The sequence below is a fragment of the Nocardia sp. FBN12 genome, from assembly GCF_054031145.1.
The window spans coordinates 1080368-1101114 of the sequence record NZ_CM132926.1 but is presented as its reverse complement, the minus strand read 5'-3'; the positions used below and the strand labels follow the sequence as shown (position 1 = coordinate 1101114).

General features: G+C 67.0%; 18 protein-coding genes, 1 tRNA gene and 1 pseudogene. 3 read left to right on the top strand and 17 right to left on the bottom strand.

Annotated elements, in window-relative coordinates; all coding sequences use genetic code 11:
* Positions 1-2: 2 nt before the first annotated feature.
* The 8 genes and pseudogenes from polA to ACWZHB_RS05465 form a co-directional block, all read right to left on the bottom strand.
* The gene (gene polA, locus ACWZHB_RS05500) at positions 3-2735 is read right to left on the bottom strand and encodes a DNA polymerase I (RefSeq protein WP_427906836.1); all 2733 of its coding nucleotides are present in this window, start codon (positions 2733-2735) and stop codon (positions 3-5) included.
* A gap of 478 nt (positions 2736-3213) precedes the next feature.
* On the bottom strand, positions 3214-3909 hold the full coding sequence (locus ACWZHB_RS05495) for an ABC transporter ATP-binding protein (RefSeq protein ID WP_427909089.1): 696 nt from the start codon (positions 3907-3909) through the stop codon (positions 3214-3216).
* Between the two features lie 147 nt (positions 3910-4056).
* A pseudogene (locus ACWZHB_RS05490) lies at positions 4057-4896 on the bottom strand (ABC transporter ATP-binding protein); the annotation flags it as partial.
* Between the two features lie 107 nt (positions 4897-5003).
* Positions 5004-6428: a branched-chain amino acid ABC transporter permease gene (locus tag ACWZHB_RS05485; protein ID WP_427906835.1), complete on the bottom strand. Its 1425-nt coding sequence runs from the start codon at positions 6426-6428 to the stop codon at positions 5004-5006.
* The gene (locus ACWZHB_RS05480; RefSeq protein WP_427906834.1) at positions 6425-7462 is read right to left on the bottom strand and encodes a branched-chain amino acid ABC transporter permease; all 1038 of its coding nucleotides are present in this window, start codon (positions 7460-7462) and stop codon (positions 6425-6427) included. The genes ACWZHB_RS05485 and ACWZHB_RS05480 overlap by 4 nt, the downstream gene beginning before the upstream one ends.
* A gap of 68 nt (positions 7463-7530) precedes the next feature.
* Entirely contained in the window at positions 7531-8688 is a 1158-nt protein-coding gene (locus ACWZHB_RS05475) for a branched-chain amino acid ABC transporter substrate-binding protein (protein WP_427906833.1), read from the bottom strand.
* 273 nt (positions 8689-8961) lie between these two features.
* Positions 8962-9573, bottom strand: coding sequence for an ANTAR domain-containing response regulator (locus ACWZHB_RS05470; RefSeq protein WP_056824610.1), 612 nt, complete (start codon positions 9571-9573; stop codon positions 8962-8964).
* A gap of 162 nt (positions 9574-9735) precedes the next feature.
* A tRNA-Leu gene (locus ACWZHB_RS05465) sits at positions 9736-9822 on the bottom strand.
* A 112-nt stretch (positions 9823-9934) separates the two neighbouring features.
* On the opposite strand from ACWZHB_RS05465, the gene ACWZHB_RS05460 reads away from it, so the two are divergent.
* The 3 genes from ACWZHB_RS05460 (at position 9935) to ACWZHB_RS05450 (ending at position 11784) form a co-directional block, all read left to right on the top strand.
* On the top strand, positions 9935-10444 hold the full coding sequence (locus ACWZHB_RS05460; protein ID WP_427906832.1) for a monooxygenase family protein: 510 nt from the start codon (positions 9935-9937) through the stop codon (positions 10442-10444).
* Between the two features lie 185 nt (positions 10445-10629).
* Positions 10630-11250, top strand: a complete 621-nt coding sequence (locus ACWZHB_RS05455) for an arsenate reductase/protein-tyrosine-phosphatase family protein (protein WP_427906831.1) — start codon at positions 10630-10632, stop codon at positions 11248-11250.
* Positions 11251-11400: 150 nt separating this feature from the next.
* Positions 11401-11784, top strand: coding sequence for a hypothetical protein (locus tag ACWZHB_RS05450; RefSeq protein ID WP_427906830.1), 384 nt, complete (start codon positions 11401-11403; stop codon positions 11782-11784).
* A 6-nt stretch (positions 11785-11790) separates the two neighbouring features.
* Here the strand turns inward: ACWZHB_RS05450 and ACWZHB_RS05445 are convergent, their stop codons facing one another.
* The 9 genes from ACWZHB_RS05445 to trpC all read right to left on the bottom strand — a co-directional run bounded on the left by ACWZHB_RS05445 (position 11791) and on the right by trpC (position 20639).
* Positions 11791-12687, bottom strand: coding sequence for an acyl-CoA thioesterase (locus ACWZHB_RS05445; protein ID WP_427906829.1), 897 nt, complete (start codon positions 12685-12687; stop codon positions 11791-11793).
* A 2-nt stretch (positions 12688-12689) separates the two neighbouring features.
* A complete protein-coding gene (gene pyk, locus ACWZHB_RS05440; RefSeq protein ID WP_427906828.1) occupies positions 12690-14108 on the bottom strand; it encodes a pyruvate kinase in 1419 nt (472 codons plus the stop codon).
* Between the two features lie 88 nt (positions 14109-14196).
* Entirely contained in the window at positions 14197-14868 is a 672-nt protein-coding gene (locus ACWZHB_RS05435; protein ID WP_427906827.1) for an amino acid ABC transporter permease, read from the bottom strand.
* Between the two features lie 3 nt (positions 14869-14871).
* Positions 14872-15630, bottom strand: a complete 759-nt coding sequence (locus ACWZHB_RS05430) for an amino acid ABC transporter substrate-binding protein (RefSeq protein WP_457204121.1) — start codon at positions 15628-15630, stop codon at positions 14872-14874.
* A gap of 166 nt (positions 15631-15796) precedes the next feature.
* A complete protein-coding gene (locus ACWZHB_RS05425; protein WP_427906826.1) occupies positions 15797-16312 on the bottom strand; it encodes a TM2 domain-containing protein in 516 nt (171 codons plus the stop codon).
* A 224-nt stretch (positions 16313-16536) separates the two neighbouring features.
* Positions 16537-17637: a prolipoprotein diacylglyceryl transferase gene (gene lgt, locus ACWZHB_RS05420; RefSeq protein WP_427906825.1), complete on the bottom strand. Its 1101-nt coding sequence runs from the start codon at positions 17635-17637 to the stop codon at positions 16537-16539.
* Between the two features lie 121 nt (positions 17638-17758).
* Entirely contained in the window at positions 17759-18559 is an 801-nt protein-coding gene (trpA, locus tag ACWZHB_RS05415; RefSeq protein ID WP_427906824.1) for a tryptophan synthase subunit alpha, read from the bottom strand.
* Positions 18556-19821 carry a tryptophan synthase subunit beta gene (trpB, locus tag ACWZHB_RS05410; protein WP_427906823.1) on the bottom strand — a complete coding sequence of 422 codons (1266 nt, stop codon included), beginning with the start codon at positions 19819-19821 and terminating at the stop codon, positions 18556-18558. The genes trpA and trpB overlap by 4 nt, the downstream gene beginning before the upstream one ends.
* Positions 19818-20639 carry an indole-3-glycerol phosphate synthase TrpC gene (trpC, locus tag ACWZHB_RS05405; RefSeq protein WP_056824640.1) on the bottom strand — a complete coding sequence of 274 codons (822 nt, stop codon included), beginning with the start codon at positions 20637-20639 and terminating at the stop codon, positions 19818-19820. Before trpC ends, trpB begins: the two co-directional genes overlap by 4 nt.
* Positions 20640-20747: the final 108 nt, after the last annotated feature.

The window sequence follows — 20747 nt, the reverse complement described above, 5'->3', positions numbered from 1 at the left end:
GGTCAGTGCGCGGCCGCGTCCCAGCTGCGGCCGGTGCCCACGGAGACGGTGAGCGGGACCGAGAGTTCGATCGCGGCCGACATCTGTTCGCGCGCAAGGGCTTCGAGCGCCGCACGTTCGCCGTCGGCGACCTCGAAGACCAGTTCGTCGTGAATCTGCAGCAGCATCCGCGATTCCAGGCCCGCTTCGCGAATCGCGTTCTGCACGTTGATCATCGCGACCTTGATGATGTCGGCGGCAGTGCCCTGGATGGGGGCGTTCAAGGCCATCCGCTCAGCGGATTCGCGGCGCTGACGGTTACTGGAATCCAGGTCGGGCAGGTAGCGGCGGCGGCCGAACAGGGTCTGGGTGTAGCCGACCTTGCGGGCCTGGTCGACGACATCGGACAGGTAGTCGCGAATGCCGCCGAAGCGGTCGAAGTAGACGTCCATCTGCTCTTTGGCCTCGGCGGTGCTGATCTTCAGCTGGGCGCTCAGACCGTAGGAGCTGAGACCGTAGGCGAGACCGTAGGACATGGCCTTGATCCGGCGGCGCAACTCGGGGCTCACCTCCGCGATCGGGATGTCGAAGGCCTTCGACGCGACGAAGGTGTGCAGGTCCTCGCCGGAGTTGAAGGCCTCGATCAAGCCGGCGTCACCGGACAGGTGCGCCATGATGCGCATCTCGATCTGGCTGTAATCGGCGGTCATGAGTTCGGCGAAGCCGGGGCCGACGACGAAGGTGTCGCGGATCTGGCGGCCGGTGTCGGTGCGGATCGGGATGTTCTGCAGGTTCGGCTCGGTCGAGGACAGGCGACCGGTGGCGGCGATGGTCTGGTTGAAGGTGGTGTGGACGCGGCCGTCGTCGGAGACCGACTTGAGCAGGCCGTCGACGGTCACCTTGAGCCGGGTCGCGTCGCGGTGGGCCAGCAGGTGTTCCAGGAACGCGTGGCCGGTCTTCTCGAACAGTGATTCCAGCGCGTCGGCGTCGGTGGTGTAGCCGGTCTTGGTGCGCTTGGTCTTGGGCATGTCGAGCTCGTCGAACAGCACCACCTGCAGCTGCTTGGGCGAGCCGAGGTTGATCTGCTTGCCGATCACCTCGTAGGCGGAGTTCGCGGCCTCGCTGACGCGGTCGGCGAACTGCTGCTGCAGGTTCTCGAGCTGGGTGACGTCGACCGCGATGCCCGCTTCCTCGAGCTGGCCGAGCACGCCGAGCAGCGGCAACTCCATCTCCGTGAGCAGCGGGGTCGATTCGATCGCCTCGAGTTCGGTATCGAGGGCGACTGCCAGGTCGGCGACCGCGCGGGCGCGCAGCATTTCCTCGCGGGCGATGTCGGCGGCGACGGTGTCCTCGTCGTCGAGCAGGGAGAGCTGGCCGGTGTCGCCGGTCTCGACCCGCAGTTCGCGCTTGAGGTAGCGCAGGGACAGATCGTCGAGGTTGAAGCTGCGCTGGCCGGGGCGGACCAGATAGGCGGACAGGGCGGTATCGGTGGTGAGACCGCCCAGCGCGAAGCCGCGCCCACGCAGTGCGTGCCCGGCGGACTTGGCCTCGTGCAGCGCCTTGGGCACCTCGGGATCGGCCAGCCAGGTGGCCAGGGCCGTCTCGTCTTCGGGGGTGAGGACGGTCAGGTCGATGTAGCCGCCCTCACCGTCGGCGGCGGCGATTGCCAGGGCCCGCGCGTCGCCGTGGATCGGCGTTCCGGTCCCGACAATCGAGAGACCGTGGCGCACACCTGCTTTCGCGTGCTCTGCCAGCCAGTCGGCGACCGCTCCCTGATCGAGCGCACCACCGCTGATCTCGAAACCCGACTCAGCTTCCGGCTCGGGGGAACCGAGCGTGTCGAACAGCCGGTCGCGCAGCACCCGGAACTCGAGGTCGTCGAAGAGCTGGTGGATCTTGTCGCGGTCCCACGGCGCCTTGATCAGCTGATCGGGGCTGTAGGGCAGCGGCACCTCGCGCACCATCTCGGTGAGCTGCCGGTTGAGCACGACGCTGGACAGATTCGCGCGCAGCGAGTCGCCGACCTTGCCCTTCACCTGGTCGACGCGGTCGACCAGAGTGGCGAGATCGCCGTATTCGCGGATCCACTTGGCGGCGGTCTTCTCCCCCACGCCGGGAATGCCGGGCAGATTGTCGCTCGGGTCGCCGCGCAGCGCCGCGTAGTCGGGGTACTGCGCGGGAGTGAGGCCGTATTTGGTCTCCACCTCGGCCGGGGTGAACCGGGTCAGATCCGAGACGCCCTTCTTCGGGTAGAGGACCGTGACGTCGTCGTTGACCAGCTGGATCGCGTCGCGGTCGCCAGTGACGATGAGGACCCGGTAGCCCTGGGCCATCGCCTGGGTGGTGAGGGTGGCGATCACATCGTCGGCTTCGTAGCCGTCGATGGCCATCACCGGGATGCCCATCGCGCCGAGCACGTCCTTGGTGAGTTCGACCTGCCCACGGAATTCGTCGGGGGTGGCGCTGCGATTGGCCTTGTACTCCGGGTACGCCTCGGTGCGGAAAGTCTTGCGCGACACGTCGAACGCCGCGGCCACATGGCTGGGCTTCTCGTCGCGCAGCAGATTGATCAGCATCGAGGTGAACCCGTACACCGCGTTGGTGGTCTGACCGGTGACGGTCTTGAAGTTCTCCGCCGGTAGCGCGAAGAACGCGCGATAGGCGATCGAATGCCCGTCCAGGAGCAGCAGCGTAGGCCGCTCACCCTCGGGGGCAGTGGTCGTTGTCGATGCCTGCGCAGTCGTCGGTGAACTCACCCGACAGAGTCTAGGGACACCCTCTGACAGACACGAACACCGCCATCACCACATCCCAAACCAGACTGCCCCGTCTTCAACAACCCTCCAAAAACCCAGTCACCCCCCCGCGACCCCAAGGGAACGGCGGCCACGAAGTGGCCCGTCGCGGCCGGGTCACCGCTCAGCCCCCGGGCCGTAGGCGACGAAGCCCTACCCCCGATCCGCCATGACCGCACTCCCAGCCCCCACCCGCGACCCTTAGGGAGCGGCGGCCACGAAGTGGCCGGTCGCGGCCGGGTCGCCGGTTAGGCGCCGGGGCGTAGGCGACGAAGGAGCAAGCCCCGGTGCCTAACCGGCGGCCCCTCGGGGCCGCGACTCGAGCGCGCCAGCGCTCCAATAAACACAGCGTCAAACCTGCCTGGGACTACCGAACGCAGGTCACCCTCGCACCCGCGACTGCCAGCCGCATCGTCGAGGGGCCCGCGCCGTCGGCAATTCAGTCGACACCCAGGTAGGCCGACATCACCGCAGGATCAGTCAGCAAAGCCGCCCCGGGACCGGACTTGGTGACCTCGCCGGTTTCCAGGATGTAGGCACGATCGCTACGCGTCAGCGCCTGCTGGGCGTTCTGCTCCACCAGCAGCACCGTGGTGCCCTGACGGTTGATCTCACTGATGATCCGGAAGATCTGCTGGATCACCATGGGCGCCAGGCCCATCGACGGTTCGTCGAGCAGCAGCAGCTTCGGGCGGGCCATGAGGGCGCGGCCGATGGCGAGCATCTGCTGTTCGCCGCCCGACATCGTGCCGCCGATCTGTTTGCGGCGTTCGGCCAGGCGGGGGAACAGTTCGAAGACCCAGTCCAAGGTCTGCTGGTACTCGGACTTGTTCTCGAAAGGCCTGCCGTAGCAACCCATGTCGAGATTCTCCGCGACCGTCATGCCGGGGAACACGCCGCGACCCTCGGGCGCCTGGATGAGACCCTCGACCACCCGGTCGTGCGCCTTCATCGTGGTGATGTCTTTGCCCTGGAACAGAATTCGTCCCGAGGTGAGCGGCAGCAGCCCCGACATCGCCCGCATGGTGGTGGTCTTGCCCGCGCCGTTGGCACCGAGCAGGGTCACCAGTTCGCCCTCGGCGACCGAGAGCGAGATGCCGTGCAGCGCTTCGATCCGGCCGTAGTTCACGACCATGTCCTGCACCTCGAGCAGTGGGGTCGCGGTCTCGACCACGGCCTCCGGCTCATCGCGCGACTGCACCACCACGGCGTCGGCCACCGGCGTCGGGGTCGCCCCTTCTTCCGCGGCGGCCACCGATTCCTCGCGAACCTCCTCGATCGTGTCCGCGTCGGGCACGCCGAGGTAGGCGGCGATCACCGCCGGATCCTCGCGGACCGCGGCGGGCAGGCCGTCGGCGATCTTGCGCCCGAATTCGAGCACGACGATCCGGTCGGTCACGCCCATCACCAGGCGCATGTCGTGCTCGATGAGCAGCACGGTGTAGCCGTCGTCGCGGATCTTGCGGATCAGGTCCATCAGCGCCGACTTCTCGCTGGGGTTGAACCCGGCAGCCGGTTCGTCCAGACACAGCAACTTGGGCTCGGTGGCCAGCGCACGCGCGATCTCGAGCCTGCGCTGATCGCCATAAGACAGGTTGCGCGCCTTCTCGACCGCGCGCGGTGCGATACCGACGAACTCGAGCAGCGCCATGCCACGTTCGATGGCATCACGCTCCTCGCGCTTGAACTTCGGCGTGCGGAAGACCGCGCCGGGGACCGAGGTGGTGTGGCGGGCGTCGGTGCCGACGACCACGTTCTCCAGCGCGGTCATCTCGCCGAACAGCCGCACGTTCTGGAACGTGCGCGCGATACCCATCCGGGTGATCTCGTTGCGCTTGGTCTTGGCCAGCGGCTGACCATCGAAGTGCACACTGCCCGACGCGGGCTTGTAGACGCCGGTGATCGCGTTGAAGCAGGTGGTCTTGCCCGCGCCGTTGGGGCCGATCAGGCCGAGGATCTCGCCGCGGCGGATCTCGAAACTGACGCCGTCGAGCGCGGTCAGACCACCGAACTTGACGGTCAGACCATCGGTGCGCAGCAGTGGCTCACCGACCGCGGTCTCGATCGCGCGATGCGGCGCGACCACCTCGGCGACGGTCTCGGCATCGGCGAGTTCGGGCATCACCGCGGTGACGTCGACGTCGCCCGTCGGCTCGACTTCGGGCGGCGGCTGGTAGCCGGCCTTCATGTCTTCGTTGTCGAACAGCGCGTCTCCCGCGCCTGGCCCCGTCATCGCCCTGCTCCGATCGATTCGGCCGCCGGCTTGCGCACGACCGCCTGGTACACCTGTCTGCCGTAGGCGAGCAGCTTCTGCCGCACCGGGAACAGACCCTGTGGCCGCAGAATCATCATCACCACGAGCGCGATGCCGAAGTAGAGGTACTTCAGGTCACCGAGGTTCTGCGCGCCGCCGGGACGGAACAGCAACACACTGCCGAACAGCAGCAATCCGAGGATCACGGCGACGATCGCCGTTCCGATCACCGCCCGCCGGACCCACGTGCCCAGCGCGTCCTTCTTCCACCGCCACAGCAGCCAGAGGCCGATCAGCAGTGCGATATCGAGGCCCAGCAGCAGGTAGCCGGTCGACTCGCTCGACACCAGCTGCACCGACTGCAACCGCATCGGCAGGTAGGCGATGAGGAACGCGCCGACGATCACGCCGAGCTTGTTGCCCGAACCACCGAGCACGACCGCGCACAGGAACAGCATCGACAGGATGATGTCGAACTGTTTGGGGTTCACGTAGGTGACCTGACCGGCGTACATCGCGCCCGAAAGGCCGCCGACCGAGGCGCCGATCACGAACGCCCACAGCTTGAACTTGAAGGTCGGCACGCCCATGATCTCGGCGGCGTCCTCGTCTTCGCGGATGGCGACCCAGGAGCGGCCGACCCGGCTGCGCTCGAGGTTGCCGATGATCAGCAGCACCACGATCACGAAGACCATGCCGAGCCAGAACCACCAGGTGCCGTTGTTCGCTCGGGTGAAGGGGTTCCAGCTGCTGGTGTCGCCGAGGTTGCCCGGGGAGAAGAAGCCACCGGGGTGCGCTTCGGATTCCCCAACCTCGGGGTAGGCGATCTTCGACAGCCCGAGGCTGCCGTTGGTCACCTCGCCCAGGTTGTCGGCCATCAGCCGAACGATCTCACCGAAGCCGAGCGTCACGATCGCGAGGTAGTCACCGCGCAACCGCAGGGTGGGCGCGCCGAGGATCAGGCCGGCCAGCGCGGTGAGCGCGACCGCGAGCGGCAGGCAGGCCACCCACGCCCAACCCGAACTGAGCCACCCGCCGTCGGTCTGGTTCCACGGACTGTTCGGGCTGGTGAGCAGGCCGACCGTATAGGCGCCGACGGCGTAGAAACCGACGTAACCGAGGTCGAGCAGACCCGCCTGGCCGACCACCACGTTCAGGCCGATGGCGATCAGGGCGTACATGGCGAACTGCGCCATCACGCCACCGAAACTCACGCCGGGAGTGTTGAGCAGCGGGGGCGGGAACAGCGGCAGGATCGCGAGCGCGGCGATGATCGGCACGCCGACGGCCCACTGGCCCGGCCGCGACAGCCCGTCCCACCAGGTCCGGATAGCATCGCCGAGGCCGCGCCGATCCTGCTGCGCGACAGGCGTTTTCGGAGTCTTCGTCAGGTCTGTCATGCGCGTGCCCTCCCCAGGCTCTCGCCGAGGATGCCGGTCGGCCGGAACATCAGCACGGTCACCAGCAGCACGAAGGCGACCACGTCACGCCATTCGTTGCCGAACAGGATCGACCCGTACTGCTCGGCGATGCCGAGGATCAACCCGCCGAGCAGCGCGCCGCGCAGGTTACCGATACCACCGAGCACCGCGGCGCTGAACGCCTTGATACCGAGGATGAATCCGCCGGAGAAGATGATGCCGGTGGGAATGTAGAGGGTGTACAGCATCGCCGCGGCGCCTGCCAGCAGACCACCGATGAGGAAGGTCAGCACGATGACCCGCTCGCGCGAGACACCCATCAGCGTGGCGGTGTCGGGATCCTGTGCCACCGCGCGGATGGCGCGGCCGAATTTGGTTCTGTTGATGACGATTTCGGTGGTCACCGCGAGCACGACGGCCGCGGCGAAGATCACCAGCGCCACATTGGTGACCGACGCGCCGAGGAAGGTGAACTGTACCTTCGGCTCCACGAGCCGGATGCCGGTCTGGGCGTTGGAGCCGCCGAGGCCCGGCTTGATCTTGGGCAGGATGTAGTGGACGAACTCCTGGATCACGAACGACATACCGATCGCGGTGATCAGGAAGGCCAGCGGCTTCGCGCCACGCCTGCGCAGCGGGCGATAGGCGACCCGTTCGAGCCCCACCGCGGCGATGCCGGAGACCAGCATGCCGAACAGCATCGCGACACCCAGATAGAGCACCGTCAGCAGGACACCCTGGGAGTACACATTGCCGCTGGGCGCGAAGCCGAGCAGTTCCAGACCCACATAGGTGCCGAACATGCCGAGCATGAAGATTTCGGAGTGCGCGAAGTTGATCAGTCGCAGCACGCCGTAGACGAGCGTGTAGCCGACCGCGACCAGGGCGTAGATCGAGCCGTAGGTGAGACCGTCCACGGTCAATCGCCAGAACTGGTCGATCACCCCGGAAACGTTGAAATCGATGGACCCCTCGGCCAACAGGGTCACACCGAGCGAAGCCGCTGATGTCATGGTTACTCTCGCGTCAGGCGCGCGGTGCGCGTGGGATCACCACGCGCACCGCGCACACGTCATCGGAACTACTTGACCTGGTACATCCAGATCTGGATGTTGGCCAGTTCGCCGGTCTCGCCCCACTTGTACTGGCGGGCGACACCAGTTCCGCTGTAGTTACGGACGTAGTCGACGAGCTCGGCGCGGGTGACCTTTCCGGAGTCGATGCCCTTGAGCAGGATCGTCGTGAGGTCGTATCCCTCGACGGAGTAGACGCCGGGCGCCTGACCGTTGAGCGCCTTGTAGTCGGCGGAGAACTTCTCCGGCGCCGGGCTGCACGGGCAGGACAGCAATGCGTCCTTGGACGAGGAGCCTGCCTGGCGGACGAACTCGGGATCGTTGCTGCCGTCGGCGGAGACGAAGGTGGCGGTCACGCCACCGGAACGCAGCTGCTGCACGAACGGCGCGGCCTCGGCGTAGTAGCCGGCGTAGAAGATGGCGTCGGGCTTGGCCGCGTTCAGCGACGACACGGCGGCCGAGAAGTCCTTATCACCTTCCTTGACATTCACCGCGCAGGACGGGTCAGCCGCGGGGCCGGCCGCGGTGATGAACGCCTTCGCCAGACCGGCGCCGTAGTCGGTGTTGTCCTGCACGACGCAGAGCTTCTTGAAGCCCTTCTCGCCGGTGAGGTAGTTGGCGATGGCCGGACCCTGCGAATCGTCGTTGCCGAGCCCGCGGAAGAAGGTCTTCCAGCCGTTGGCCGTCAACGTGGGGTTCGTGGCCGATGCGGTCAGCGTGGGCATGCCTGCCTCGCTGAGGATCTGGCCGGTCGCCTTGGTCTCACCCGAGAAGGTCGGGCCGACCAGTGCCACGATGTTCGGGTCGGCGACGATCGTCGGAACCACCTGGCTGGCGATCTGCGGCTTGCCCTCGGTGTCGAACTGCTTCACCGAGACCTGGCAGTCCGGGTTGGCCTTGTTGTGCTTGTCGAGCGCGAGCTTCACGCCCATGATGATGTTGATGCCGAGGGCGGCGTTGCCACCGGTCAGCGGGCCCGCCATGCCGAGCGTCAGCGGCGCGCACTTGGCCTTACCGTCGCCTGCGGGGTCCGCGGCCGCACCGGCATCGGTTGTCGCGACGGCCTTGCCCTGGGTATCGAGCTGAACCACCGGCTGGATGGAGAGATCGGTGTTGCCGCCACCGCCGCCATCTGACGACTTGTCACTGCATCCGGACAACACCAACGACGCGGCAGCTCCGATAACCAGAACTCCTCGCGTCGACCGACTGCGCCATGTCGAACTGAGCACGTCTCACCTCTATGTCCTGTGCTCCCCGGGTTCACCGAGGGGGCCGACCACGTTCAGCCCGCAGAGAACATATCGCCGCTTTGTTAGATCCGCATCACATTCGCATCATGTCGGATGCCTCTTGTCCAAGCAATAGTTCACATTATTGTTTCGCTTCCGTAAACATTTCCGGCTTTGGGCCCGCGCGACAGTAAGAGCGAAACCGAGTTACTGCGGAGTGAGGTTCTCCAGCACGACTTCGGCGACCGCCTTCATCGTCGTGCGCCGATCCATCGCGGTGCGCTGAATCCATTTGAACGCCTGCGGTTCCGAGAGGCCTTGGGTCTGCATGAGCACACCCTTGGCCCGCTCGACCAGTTTGCGCGTCTCCAAACGATCCGACAGATTCGCGACTTCGGTTTCCAGCGCGGTGATTTCGTGAAAACGACTGGCCGCGAGTTCGATCGCGGGGACCAGATCGGACTTGGTGAACGGCTTCACGAGATAGGCCATCGCGCCCGCGTCGCGTGCGCGCTCGACCAGGTCGCGCTGACTGAACGCGGTCAGAATCACCACGGGCGCAACGCGTTTCGACGCGATCTCGGCGGCGGCGTCGATGCCGTCACGGCGCGGCATCTTCACGTCCATGATCACCAGATCCGGGCGAAGTTCCTCAGCGAGCTCGACGGCCTGCTGCCCGTCGCCCGCTTCGCCGACGACGTCGTAGCCCTCTTCCTTGAGCATCTCGACCAGGTCCATCCGGATCAAGGCCTCATCCTCGGCGACGACGACCCGCTTGGCCGCGGCCTCACGCGTGGCGCCGGCTGCATTCGTGCTCATAGGTTCGACCCCTCTGGATTCCGGTGCCCGTCGATCACACCACGACCGGCGTTGTAAAGAGTACCTTTCACCTCCGCGCGGAGAATGCGCCTGCGATGAGATCGCGCACACCCTGCGCCGGATACTCCCCCGCGGAGCGCGGCATGTGCCGCGCTGCCGCCGTGGTGCCGAGTGTGGGACTCGAACCCACACGTCCTTTCGGACAACGGTTTTTGAGACCGTCGCGTCTGCCAGTTCCGCCAACCCGGCGCACCGCGGTCACTATAGCGTCTCGGCGCGCCGGGAAGCGAACTGCCGGTCGAACCGGAGGCCCAGCTGCCCCGTAGTACCCCCAGAGGGCACCACGGAAGGGGCTGCGATCATGCGCGTAAAGAGGACCACGGTCGACCTCGACGCCTACCCCGACCTGGTGATGATCCTGCTCGGCATGCGGGTGCGCACGCCGCGAGGGCTGCTGCGACTGCTCGGCGTCGGCCCGAAGTTGTATCGCTCACATGCCGACCGGCCCGACGGGTTGCTGCACCACGATGACGTCGTGTGGTCGATGCTGCCGCCGCATTGGGGCGCCCGGCAATACTGGCGCGATCTGGATTCGCTCGAACGCTGGACACGCTCGGAACCACACCGGCAGTGGTGGCGCGAATTCCTGCGCGATTCCGGCGGCACCGGTTTCTGGCACGAGGCCTATTTCCGCCGCGGTGGCATCGACGCGGTCTATGACGACATGTCCGCGGCGACGGGGCTGGCGGCGTTCGCGCCGGTCGTGCCCGCGCGTGGCCCGATGTTCTCCACCAGGGGCCGGGTGCACGGCACCCCACCGGGCGTGCCACCGGTTATTACCGAATCGAATTATTATGATCCGAACGAGTGACGATCGACACATATCATCGCGAGGTTTCCACGCCATATCTCGTGGGTATCACGGTCACACACAACGGATTTGCGCATCGTGAATGATGTACGGCGTTCAACCGAAAGGTGAATAAGTAGTACCGCGCTTGTGATGGTTACAATTCCGGCCTACTCCGTGACAATCGACCCGATTACGGTGTCGGTATGCACGTGCTCTTCGTCTGCAACTCCAATGTCTGCCGTTCGGTGATCGCCGAACGGCTCACCCTGGCATTCGCGGCGGAGCACGGTCTACCCGGCCTCACCGCGGAGAGCGCGGGCACCAGGGCACTGGTCGGCTTTCCGCCCGAGCCGCTGGCCGTGGAGACGATCCAGGGCCTGGGCGGCGACACCAGTGGTTTCAAGGCCCGAAAACTCAAGCCCGAGATGGTCGATCGCGCCGACCTGGTGCTGACGATGACCGATTCCTTACGCGACCAGGTCGGTGAACTGGCCTTCGGTATCGCCCCGCGCACCTTCACCCTCGCCGAGGCGCATCGGATCGCCAAGGTCACCGGCGCGAAATCCATTGCCGCACTGCATCACGCACGCAACAACCTGGCCTATGTCGGGCGGGAGAACATCGCCGACCCGATCGGCCTTTCGGCCGAGGCGTTCCTCCAGGTCGGCGACCGCATCGCCGAATTGCTGTTCCCCGTGCTGGGAGCGCTGGCACCGCACGAGCAGACGAAACTCTCCGGCGACGGCGATCGTCCCGGCCTGGTGATCGCTCCCGGCGGGCCCCGCCCCCTTTCGGCGTTCCTCGCCGCCCAGCGCGGACGCTGAGCCGGGCCGAGTCCACCCGTAGGACTGTTCGCCACGGCGCGCAGGGATTACACTTCGGCGCGGACGTGGGTGTTACCCCTTGCAGGTTCGACACACGACGGGACCACAGACTTGCCGAAACGCATTTCGGATGTTTCGCTCCATGTGTACGTGACACCGGAGACCCTCGACCGCATCGTCGCCAGTGTCCGGACGGTCCTCGACGACCACGTACACGACCGCAACGTCTATGCCTGGCGGTTCACCCTGCCGGTCGACACGAGCGATCCGGTCCATCACCACCTCGAATCCCAGTGGCGCAGTAGCTGTCCCGGCGTCGACCCGAGCGCGGAGAGCACCTACGAGATCGCGCTGAGCCTGGTCGGCGAGTCGGCCGAACTCACCGACGCCGACATCGCCGATCTCGAACACGGTCTCGCGCTGGCCGTGTACGGCGCGACGCAGGCGCAGCCCACGTGCGGTGTGCCGTTCACGTTGCGCGCGCATCAGCGCACCGATGTCGTCGCACCCGAACTCGACCGCGAACTGCGCTGAGGAACCTCAGCGGGCCGGGAAGTGCCGGATGACACCTTCCTGCACGGTGGTGGCGATCAATTCGCCTGTGCGCGAATAGAACCGGCCGGTCGCCAGACCACGCGAACCGGCCGCGACCGGTGACTCGGTGGAGTAGAGCACCCAGTCGTCGAACCGGAACGGACGGTGGAACCACATCGAGTGGTTCACCGTCGCCGCGAGAATCCGGTCCAGCCCCCACGACAAGCCGTGCGTGGTGATGATCGAATCGAGCACGGTGGTGTCGGAGGAATAGCCGAGCGCGGCCACGTGCAGCAGTTGATCATCGGGCAACCGGCCGTCGGTACGCATCCAGACCCGGTTGTGGTTGAGCTTCTCCCCGGTGCCCTTGAGGATCCACGACGGATCGTTGGTGTAGCGCATATCGATCGGGTGCGGCGCCTTGATGAACATCTCCAGCTTGTCCTCGAAGCCGGCGAAGCTCTCCTCCACCCGGGGCAGGGTTTCGGGGTCGGGCACGTCCGGACCCTCGTGCGCGTGCTCGAGGCCCTTGCCCCAGTCCTGGAACGCGGCCAGCATCACGAACAGCTCCTGGCCGTCCTGACTGGCGGTCACCGTCCGGTTGGCGAGCGCGCGGCCGTCGCGATGGCGCTGCACGTGGTACTCGATCGGCTTCTTCACATCGCCGCCACGCACGAAATGCGCGTTGAGCGCGTGCAGCGGCCGGTCGCCCGCCGTGCGGCCTGCCGCCATGATCGCCTGCGACACCAGCTGGCCGCCGAAGGTGCGGCTCCACACCTTCTCGGGGTGGTTCCCGAGAAAGGTGTCCTCGCCGATCGACTCGAGGTCGAGCAGGTCGAGCAACACCCGCAGATCAGGTGTCGGCTCGCCCTGGGTGGTCTCGATGTCGATCGAACTGCTCACTACTAGTGGTCCTCTTCGCCGATGCGGTGCACGTGGATCAGGTTGGTGGAACCGACGGTACCCGGAGGGGAGCCGGCGACGATGACCACCAGGTCACCCTTGCGATAACGCTCCAGCGACAATAGCGCCTGATCCACCTGGTGGATCATCGCGTCGGTGGTGTCCACCATGGGCACGATGAACGTCTCGGTACCCCAGGTCAGCGTGAGCTGGCTGCGCACCTCCGGCAGCGGGGTGAACGCCAGCAGCGGCAGCGGGGTGTGCAGGCGGGCCAGGCGGCGCACGGTGTCACCCGACTGGGTGAACGCGACGAGCGCCTTGGCGTTGAGCCGCTCGCCGATGTCGCGGGCGGCGTAGGAGATCACGCCACGCTTGGTGCGCGGCACGTGGGTCAGGGGTGGCACCCGCGACGTCTCGGACTCGACGGCGGTCACGATGCGGGCCATGGTGCGCACCGCGTCGATCGGCCAGGCGCCCACCGAGGTCTCCCCCGACAGCATCACCGCGTCGGCGCCGTCGAGCACCGCGTTGGCGACGTCGGAGGCTTCGGCGCGGGTCGGCCGGGAGTTCTCGATCATCGATTCGAGCATCTGGGTGGCGACGATGACCGGCTTGGCGTTCTCGCGCGCCATCTGGATCGCGCGCTTCTGCACCAGCGGCACCTGCTCGAGGGGCAGCTCGACGCCGAGGTCACCGCGGGCGACCATCACCGCGTCGAAGGCGAGCACGATCGCCTCGAGGTTGTCGATCGCCTCTGGCTTCTCCAGCTTGGCGATCACCGGCACACGGCGGCCGACGCGATCCATGATGTCGTGCACGAGTTCGATGTCGGACGGCGAGCGCACGAAGGACAGTGCGATGAAGTCGACGCCGAGCTCCAGGGCGAATTCGAGATCGGCGATGTCTTTTTCGGACAGAGCGGGCACCGACACGTTCATGCCGGGCAGCGACAGCCCCTTGTTGTTGCTCACCGGGCCGCCCTCGGTCACCCGGCAGACGACGTCGTTGTCCTCGACGGATTCCACCGTGAGGCCGACCTTGCCGTCGTCGACGAGCAGCCGGTCCCCGGCCTTGGCGTCCTGGGCGAGCTCTTTGTAGGTGGTCGAGACACGGTCGTGGGTGCCGTCGACCTCGTCGACCGTGATCCGCACCTGCTCGCCGTTGGCCCACACGGTCTTGCCGTCGGCGAAGCGGCCGAGGCGGATCTTGGGTCCCTGGAGGTCGGCGAGGATGCCGACCGCGCGGCCGGTCTCGTCGGAGGCCGCGCGGACCATCTTGTAGTTGTCGGCGTGGTCGGCGTGGTCGCCGTGGCTGAAGTTCAGCCGGGCCACATCCATGCCGCTTTCGACGAGCTCACGAATACGATCCTGGGTAGCAGTGGCCGGGCCCAAGGTGCACACAATCTTCGTCCGTCGCATCACGGCCCCCAGCCTAGTACTCGGGCAGCGCCGAGTCTTTTCGCCTGTCGGGTTGCACGTTTAGTTCGACTTGTGTTCACGAAAACTGTTGCTAGCGAACAGCCACATGCCGGGAAAGTCTTGTTTCGAGACGGCTCTGACCGAACCCGAGGATCAGGCAGATCACCCAGTAGTAGAGCGCCGCGACGCCGTAGAGGGCGAAGAAGTCGAAGGTGGGGGCGGCGGCCAGCTGGGCGGTGCGCAGCAGTTCGGTGACCAGGATGGTCGAGGCCAGCGAAGTGTCCTTGACCAGGGAGATCAACGTGTTCGACAGCGGCGGCACCGCGATCCGGGCGGCCTGCGGGAAGACGATGTCCCAGAGCGTCTGCACGTAGGTCATGCCCAGCGATTGCGCGGCCTCCCACTGCCCGTGCGCCACGCTCATGATCGACGAGCGCACCACCTCCGCGGCGTAGCCGCCGACATTGAGGCTGAACGCGATCACCGCCGCCGGGAACGGATCGATGACGATCCCGAACTGCGGCAGCGCGTAGAACACGATGAACAGCTGCACCAGCAGCGGGGTGCCGCGGATGATCGAGATGTAGAAGCGGGCGGGCGCCGACAGCACCCGCCGCGTCGACATCCTGGCCAGCGCGACACCGACCGCGATGGCCAGGCCGATGACGAAGCTGATGGCGGTGAGCGGCAACGTCATCGTCACCGTGGCCTTCAGCATCGGCACCAGGTTGTGCCGGATCAGCTCCCAGGTAGCCGGATCCATCCGCTATTTGCTGACGTCGGTGCCGAAGTACTTCTCCGACAGACGGGCCAGCGTGCCGTCGGCGCGCAGCTCTTCGAGGGCCTTGTCGACGTCGGTGATGAGCCCGGTGTCATCCTTGCGCGCGGCGAAGGCCTGCTTGCTGGTCTCGCCGGTCTCGGCCGCGATCTTGATACCGGTGTCACCGGTCTTCTTGGTGTACTCGCCCACGGCCAGGGTGTCGTTGACGGTGGCGTCGACCCGACCGGCCTTCAGCAGCTGCACCGCCTGCACGAACCCTTCCACCGCTTCGACTTTCGCGCCGGCGCCCGCGGCGACCTTGCTCCAGTTGCTGGTGGCCGACTGCGCGGTGGTCTTGCCCGACAGGCTCGCCAGCGAGGTGATGGTGGTGTTGTCGGCCTTGGTGACGATCACGCCCTCCGACGTCGTGTACGGCTGCGACAGCGCGTACTTGGCCGTGCGCTCGGGATTCACGGTGACCTGGTTGGCGACCAGATCGAAACGCTTGGACTCGAGCCCGGCGAAGATCGAGTCCCACGGGGTCTGCACGAATTCCACCCGCTTGCCGAGCTTTTCGCCGACCGCCTTGGCGACCTCGACGTCGTAACCGGTGAGCGTGCCGCCCTCCTGGTAGCTGAACGGCGCGTAGGTGCCCTCGGTACCGACCTTCAGCACGTTCGGGTCGGACGCGGACGAGCAGGCCGACAGGCCCGTCGCGGCGACGACAGCGAGTACGGCGGCGGCAATGAATTTGCGCACGGACATCCCTTTCTCCGCTGCGCGTAGGGGGCACGCGCAGGCCAAGCGACGCTACGGCGCCACCACAGACCGACACAGAGTATCGCTCACCGTGATCGCAAATACCGGGGGGAAACGCGAAACGGGCGCCCTGCGTGAGCAGAGCACCCGTTCATCCCCGTGTGATGACGTGTCAGTCGCGCAGCGGGCGACCCTGCGCGTCGGGCACCTTGCCGGTGAGCATCATGATGCCGTCGATCAGCGGCCAGATGGCGCCGAGACCACAGGTCAGCCAGGTGACCGCGATCTGGGCGATGCCGAGACCGGTGTAGCCGAGGTAGAAGCGGCCGACGCCGAAGCTGCCGAGGAAGATCTGCAGCAGACCGGCCATCAGCTTCTGCTTGTCCGAGAACGGCACGCCGTACATGTCCCGGCCGTAGGGCGCCTCCGGGTCGTTCGGGTTGAAGCCCTGCGGCATCGCCCCGTACGGCGCGGCACCGTAACCCGGCTGCTGGGCGTACGGGTCTGCGGGCTGACCGTACTGCGGCTGCGGCGCACCGTACTGCGGCTGACCGTAGCCGGGCTGCTGGGCGTACGGATCGGACGGCTGACCGTAGGCCGGCTGACCGTACTGCGGCTGCGAACCGGAGTTCTGCGGCTTGTTCAGGTCAGGGCCGTACTGTGGATTGGGGTTATAGGGGTCGGTCACTCATGTCCTCCATCATTCGTGCGGGTACCCGTCGTGGCCCCCGGCCAGTGGTGATCGGCCGAACGGCGGTGCGCGCGCGACGATCACGGGCCATTGTTGCCGGTACTGCCCGCCGTTGTCTTGTCGGGTACCACCCGATCCGGCCTCGCCACACATTCGAAATATCGCGACGGGCGCCCGCGATGTTGCCGGGCGCCCGTCGATTCCCTGAAAACCGTCGTGGATCAGGACTTCTTCGCCGCTGATTTCGTCGGCTGCGCGGCGGCATCGGCTTGCTTCTCGGCGGTATCGTCCGCCACCGCGGCCGCTTCGCCGGAGTCCGTCGAATCACCTTCGGCCGCAGCCGAATCCGGCTTCTTCGTCACGTCGACGGCCGTGGCCTCGGCAGCCGGGGCCGCGGCGGCGTTGTCGGCCGCACCGGCGGCGCGCAGCGCGGCGAACTGCCACGGCCATGGGCGCGGTTCACCGTCGGGCTGCAGCTGCGCGGGCGTCTCGCGGCCCTTGGTCGCCAAGGCGAAGTAGGCCATGGCGCCGAGGAAGACCAGAGCGGAGGTGAACGAGTTGATCCGGATGCCGAGAATGTGGGTGGCTTCGTCGCTGCGCAGCAACTCGACGAAGAACCGGCCGAAGCTGTAGCCCGCGACGTAGAGCGCGAACAGGCGCCCGTGACCGATCTTGTAGCGCTTGTCGAGCAGCACCAGCGCGATGACGACCAGCACGTTCCAGACGAGCTCGTAGAGGAACGTCGGCTGCACGACCTCGAGCACCCGCCCGGTCGACACCCCGTTCATCATGTCGCGCGCGCCGGTCTCGGCGTCGAACCGCTCGTAGATCTCCAGACCCCACGGCAGGTCGGTGGCGCGCCCGTAGAGCTCCTGGTTGAAGTAGTTGCCGAGCCGGCCGATGGCCTGGGCAAGCAGCACGGCGGGCGCGACCGCGTCACCGAGCGCGGGCAGCGGGATCTTGTACATCCGGCAGCCGATCCAGGCGCCGATGGCGCCGAAGAACACCGCACCCCAGATGCCGAGGCCGCCCTGCCAGATATACAGCGCCTCGACGGGATGCTTACCCGCGCCGAAGTACTTCTGCCAGTCGGTGGCGACGTGATAGATCCGGCCGCCGACCAGGCCGAACGGCACCGCGAACATCGCGACATCGAGCACGGCGCCCGGCTGACCACCGCGCTCGCGCCACCGCCGTTCACCCCACCAGATGGCGACGACGATGCCGAGGATGATGAACAGCGCGTATGCCCGCAGCGGGAAGGGTCCGAGTTGCCAGACCCCCTGGGGCGGACTCGGAATATAGGCCAGGACTGAGTTCACGCGCCCCACGTTAGTGGAGAGGCTTACGGCCGTGTTGCCGCGACCCGGACGGCGGACGACGGGCCGGTGACGAGCGATGGGCCCGGCCACTGATCAGCGGCCGGGCCCATCGCGGGAACCGCTAGGACCGAACGGTTGCCGAGCGCACGCCTTCGGCCAGTTCGGCAGTCAACGCGCGGACCGCGTCGAGGCCTTCCGGTACGGCCGAGACCAGTGCCGAGCCGACGATCACGCCGTCGGCGTACGCGGCGATCTCGGCGGCTTGGGCACCCGAGCGCACGCCGAGGCCGACGCCGATCGGGATGTCGGAATGGGCGCGGATGCGCGAGCACAGCGCGGGGGCGGCCGAGGAGACCGCGTCGCGGGCGCCGGTGACGCCCATGGTCGAGGCCGCGTAGATGAAGCCGCGCGAGGCTTCCAGGGTCTTGACCAGTCGCTCTTCGGTCGAGGAGGGTGCGACCAGGAAGATGCGGTCCAGGTTGTGGGTGGAGGAGGCGACGAACCAGTCGTCGGCCTCGTCGGGGATCAGGTTGGGCGTGATGATGCCGGCGCCACCGGCCGAGGCCAGGTCGCGGGCGAAGTTGTCGACACCGTACTTGAGCACCGGGTTCCAGTAGCTCATCACCACGGCCTGACCACCGGCATCGGTGATCGCCTCGACGACGGAGAACACGTCGCGCACCCGCACACCGCTGCGCAGGGCCTGCTCGGCGGCGGCCTGGATGACCGGGCCGTCCATCACGGGATCGGAGTAGGCGACGCCGACTTCGACGATGTCGCAACCGGATTCGACGAGGGCGCGGACCGCGGCGATGGAACCGGCGAGGTCGGGATAACCGGCGGGCAAGTAGCCGATCAGCGCGGCCCGTCCTTCGCTACGCGCGGCGGCGAAGGTATTCGCGAGGCGGGACTGCTGGCTCACTGCTTGTGCTCCTCAGCATCCTCGTCGAACAAACCGAACCAGCGGCCCGCGGTGTCCATGTCCTTGTCACCACGACCGGACAGGTTGACCAGGATGACCGCGCCCTCACCGAGCTCCACACCCAGTTTCAGCGCACCCGCCACCGCGTGCGCGGACTCGATCGCCGGGATGATGCCCTCGGAGCGCGAGAGCAGCAGCAGCGCGTCCATCGCCTCGGTGTCGGTGATCGGCCGGTACTCGGCGCGGCCGATGTCCTTGAGGTGGGCGTGCTCGGGGCCGACGCCCGGGTAGTCGAGACCGGCCGAGATCGAATGCGATTCGATGGTCTGGCCGTCGTCGTCCTGCAACAGGTACGAGTAGGCGCCCTGGAACGCACCGGGCGTGCCACCGGTGAAAGTGGCTGCGTGCCTGCCGGTTTCGACGCCGTCACCGGCCGCCTCGAAGCCGACCAGGCGCACACCCGCGTCGGGGATGAAGGCATGGAAGATGCCGATGGCGTTGGAGCCACCGCCGACGCAGGCCACGACCGCGTCGGGCAGTCTGCCCGCTTGCGCCGGAAGCTGGATCTGCTCGCGCGCCTCCAGGCCGATCACGCGCTGGAAATCACGGACCAGCAGCGGGAACGGGTGCGGGCCCGCGGCGGTGCCGAAGCAGTAGAACGTGTCGTCGGCGTGGGTGACCCAGTCGCGCAGTGCCTCGTTGATGGCGTCCTTGAGCGTCTGCGAACCCGAGGTCACCGGGATCACCTCGGCGCCGAGCAGCCGCATGCGGGCCACGTTGAGCGCCTGGCGGGCGGTGTCGACCGCGCCCATGTAGATCACGCAATCGAGGCCGAGCAGCGCGCACGCGGTGGCCGTGGCGACGCCGTGCTGGCCCGCACCGGTCTCGGCGATGACGCGGGTCTTGCCCATCCGCTTGGCGAGCAGTGCCTGGCCGAGCACATTGTTGATCTTGTGCGAGCCGGTGTGGTTGAGGTCCTCACGCTTGAGGAAGATCCGCGCGCCACCCGCGTGCGCGGCCAGCCGGGTGCATTCGAACACCGGCGACGGACGACCGGTGTAGTCGCGCTGCAACCGGTCGAGCTCGTCGAGGAAGCCGCGGTCGGTGCGGATCTTGTCGTATTCGGCGGTGACCTCTTCGATCACGGCCATCAGCGCCTCGGGGACGTGCCGTCCGCCGTAGACGCCGAAGTGGCCGCCCGCGTCGGGTTCGTAGTCGGAGTGCTGCGCGACGCCGGCGCTCGCCGGGGGAAGCACTGTCACCGAATGCTCCGGCGAGCCGGCTTCGGGCAGGACGGGTGCGTGCCCGCGGTCACCAGTTCCGACACCGCCGAACGCGGGTTACCGCTGGTCACCAGGCCTTCGCCGACGAGCACGGCGTCGGCGCCCGCACCGGCGTAGGCCAGCAGGTCGGCGGTACCGCGGATGCCGGACTCGGCGACCCGGATGACCTCCGAGGGCAGACCGGGCGCGATCCGCGCGAACACATCGCGGTCGACCTCGAGGGTCTTGAGGTTGCGCGCGTTGATGCCGATCACCGTCGCACCGGCTTCGAGGGCGCGATCGGCCTCTTCCTCGGTGTGCACCTCCACCAGGGCGGTCATGCCGAGGGATTCGGTGCGGTCGATCAGCGAGGCGAGCACGTCCTGTTCGAGGGCGGCCACGATCAGCAGGATCACGTCGGCGCCGTGGGCACGGGCCTCGTGGATCTGGTACGGGCCGACGACGAAGTCCTTGCGCAGGACCGGGATGTTCACGGCGGCGCGCACGGCGTCGAGATCGTCGAGCGAGCCACCGAAGCGGCGACCCTCGGTGAGCACGCTGATGATCCGCGCGCCACCGTCTTCGTAGGCCTTGGCCAGTACGGCGGGATCGGGAATGTCGGCGAGCGCGCCCTTGGAGGGGCTGGCTCGCTTCACTTCCGCGATGACACCGATTCCGTCCTCGTGCAGCGCGGCGTGTGCGTCCAGCGGCCCCTTGACCGCGGCGGCAGCAGCTTTGATCGCTTGAAAATCGAGGAGGGCTTCGCGAGCGGCAACATCCGCTCGGACCCCGTCGAGAATCGAGTCGAGTACCGTCATCTGGCTCGAATCCTTTCTGGGGAGACGCACTTCTCGCCCGAGAGTCCCCTCGGGCGCTGTCTCACCGATGCTGGTAAAGAATAAATGCCCGCCGCGCGTGTCACTGCG

Excerpts from the sequence above, each read along its gene's own strand:
- ACWZHB_RS05460 (WP_427906832.1), top strand. The coding sequence starts at position 9,935 with ATGCGCGTAAAGAGGACCACGGTCGACCTCGACGCCTACCCCGACCTG.
- ACWZHB_RS05435 (WP_427906827.1), bottom strand. The coding sequence starts at position 14,868 with ATGGATCCGGCTACCTGGGAGCTGATCCGGCACAACCTGGTGCCGATG.
- ACWZHB_RS05485 (WP_427906835.1), bottom strand. The coding sequence starts at position 6,428 with ATGACAGACCTGACGAAGACTCCGAAAACGCCTGTCGCGCAGCAGGAT.
- ACWZHB_RS05470 (WP_056824610.1), bottom strand. The coding sequence starts at position 9,573 with ATGAGCACGAATGCAGCCGGCGCCACGCGTGAGGCCGCGGCCAAGCGG.
- ACWZHB_RS05455 (WP_427906831.1), top strand. The coding sequence starts at position 10,630 with ATGCACGTGCTCTTCGTCTGCAACTCCAATGTCTGCCGTTCGGTGATC.
- trpC (WP_056824640.1), bottom strand. The coding sequence starts at position 20,639 with ATGACGGTACTCGACTCGATTCTCGACGGGGTCCGAGCGGATGTTGCC.
- ACWZHB_RS05495 (WP_427909089.1), bottom strand. The coding sequence starts at position 3,909 with ATGGTCGTGAACTACGGCCGGATCGAAGCGCTGCACGGCATCTCGCTC.
- ACWZHB_RS05430 (WP_457204121.1), bottom strand. The coding sequence starts at position 15,630 with ATGTCCGTGCGCAAATTCATTGCCGCCGCCGTACTCGCTGTCGTCGCC.
- ACWZHB_RS05480 (WP_427906834.1), bottom strand. The coding sequence starts at position 7,462 with ATGACATCAGCGGCTTCGCTCGGTGTGACCCTGTTGGCCGAGGGGTCC.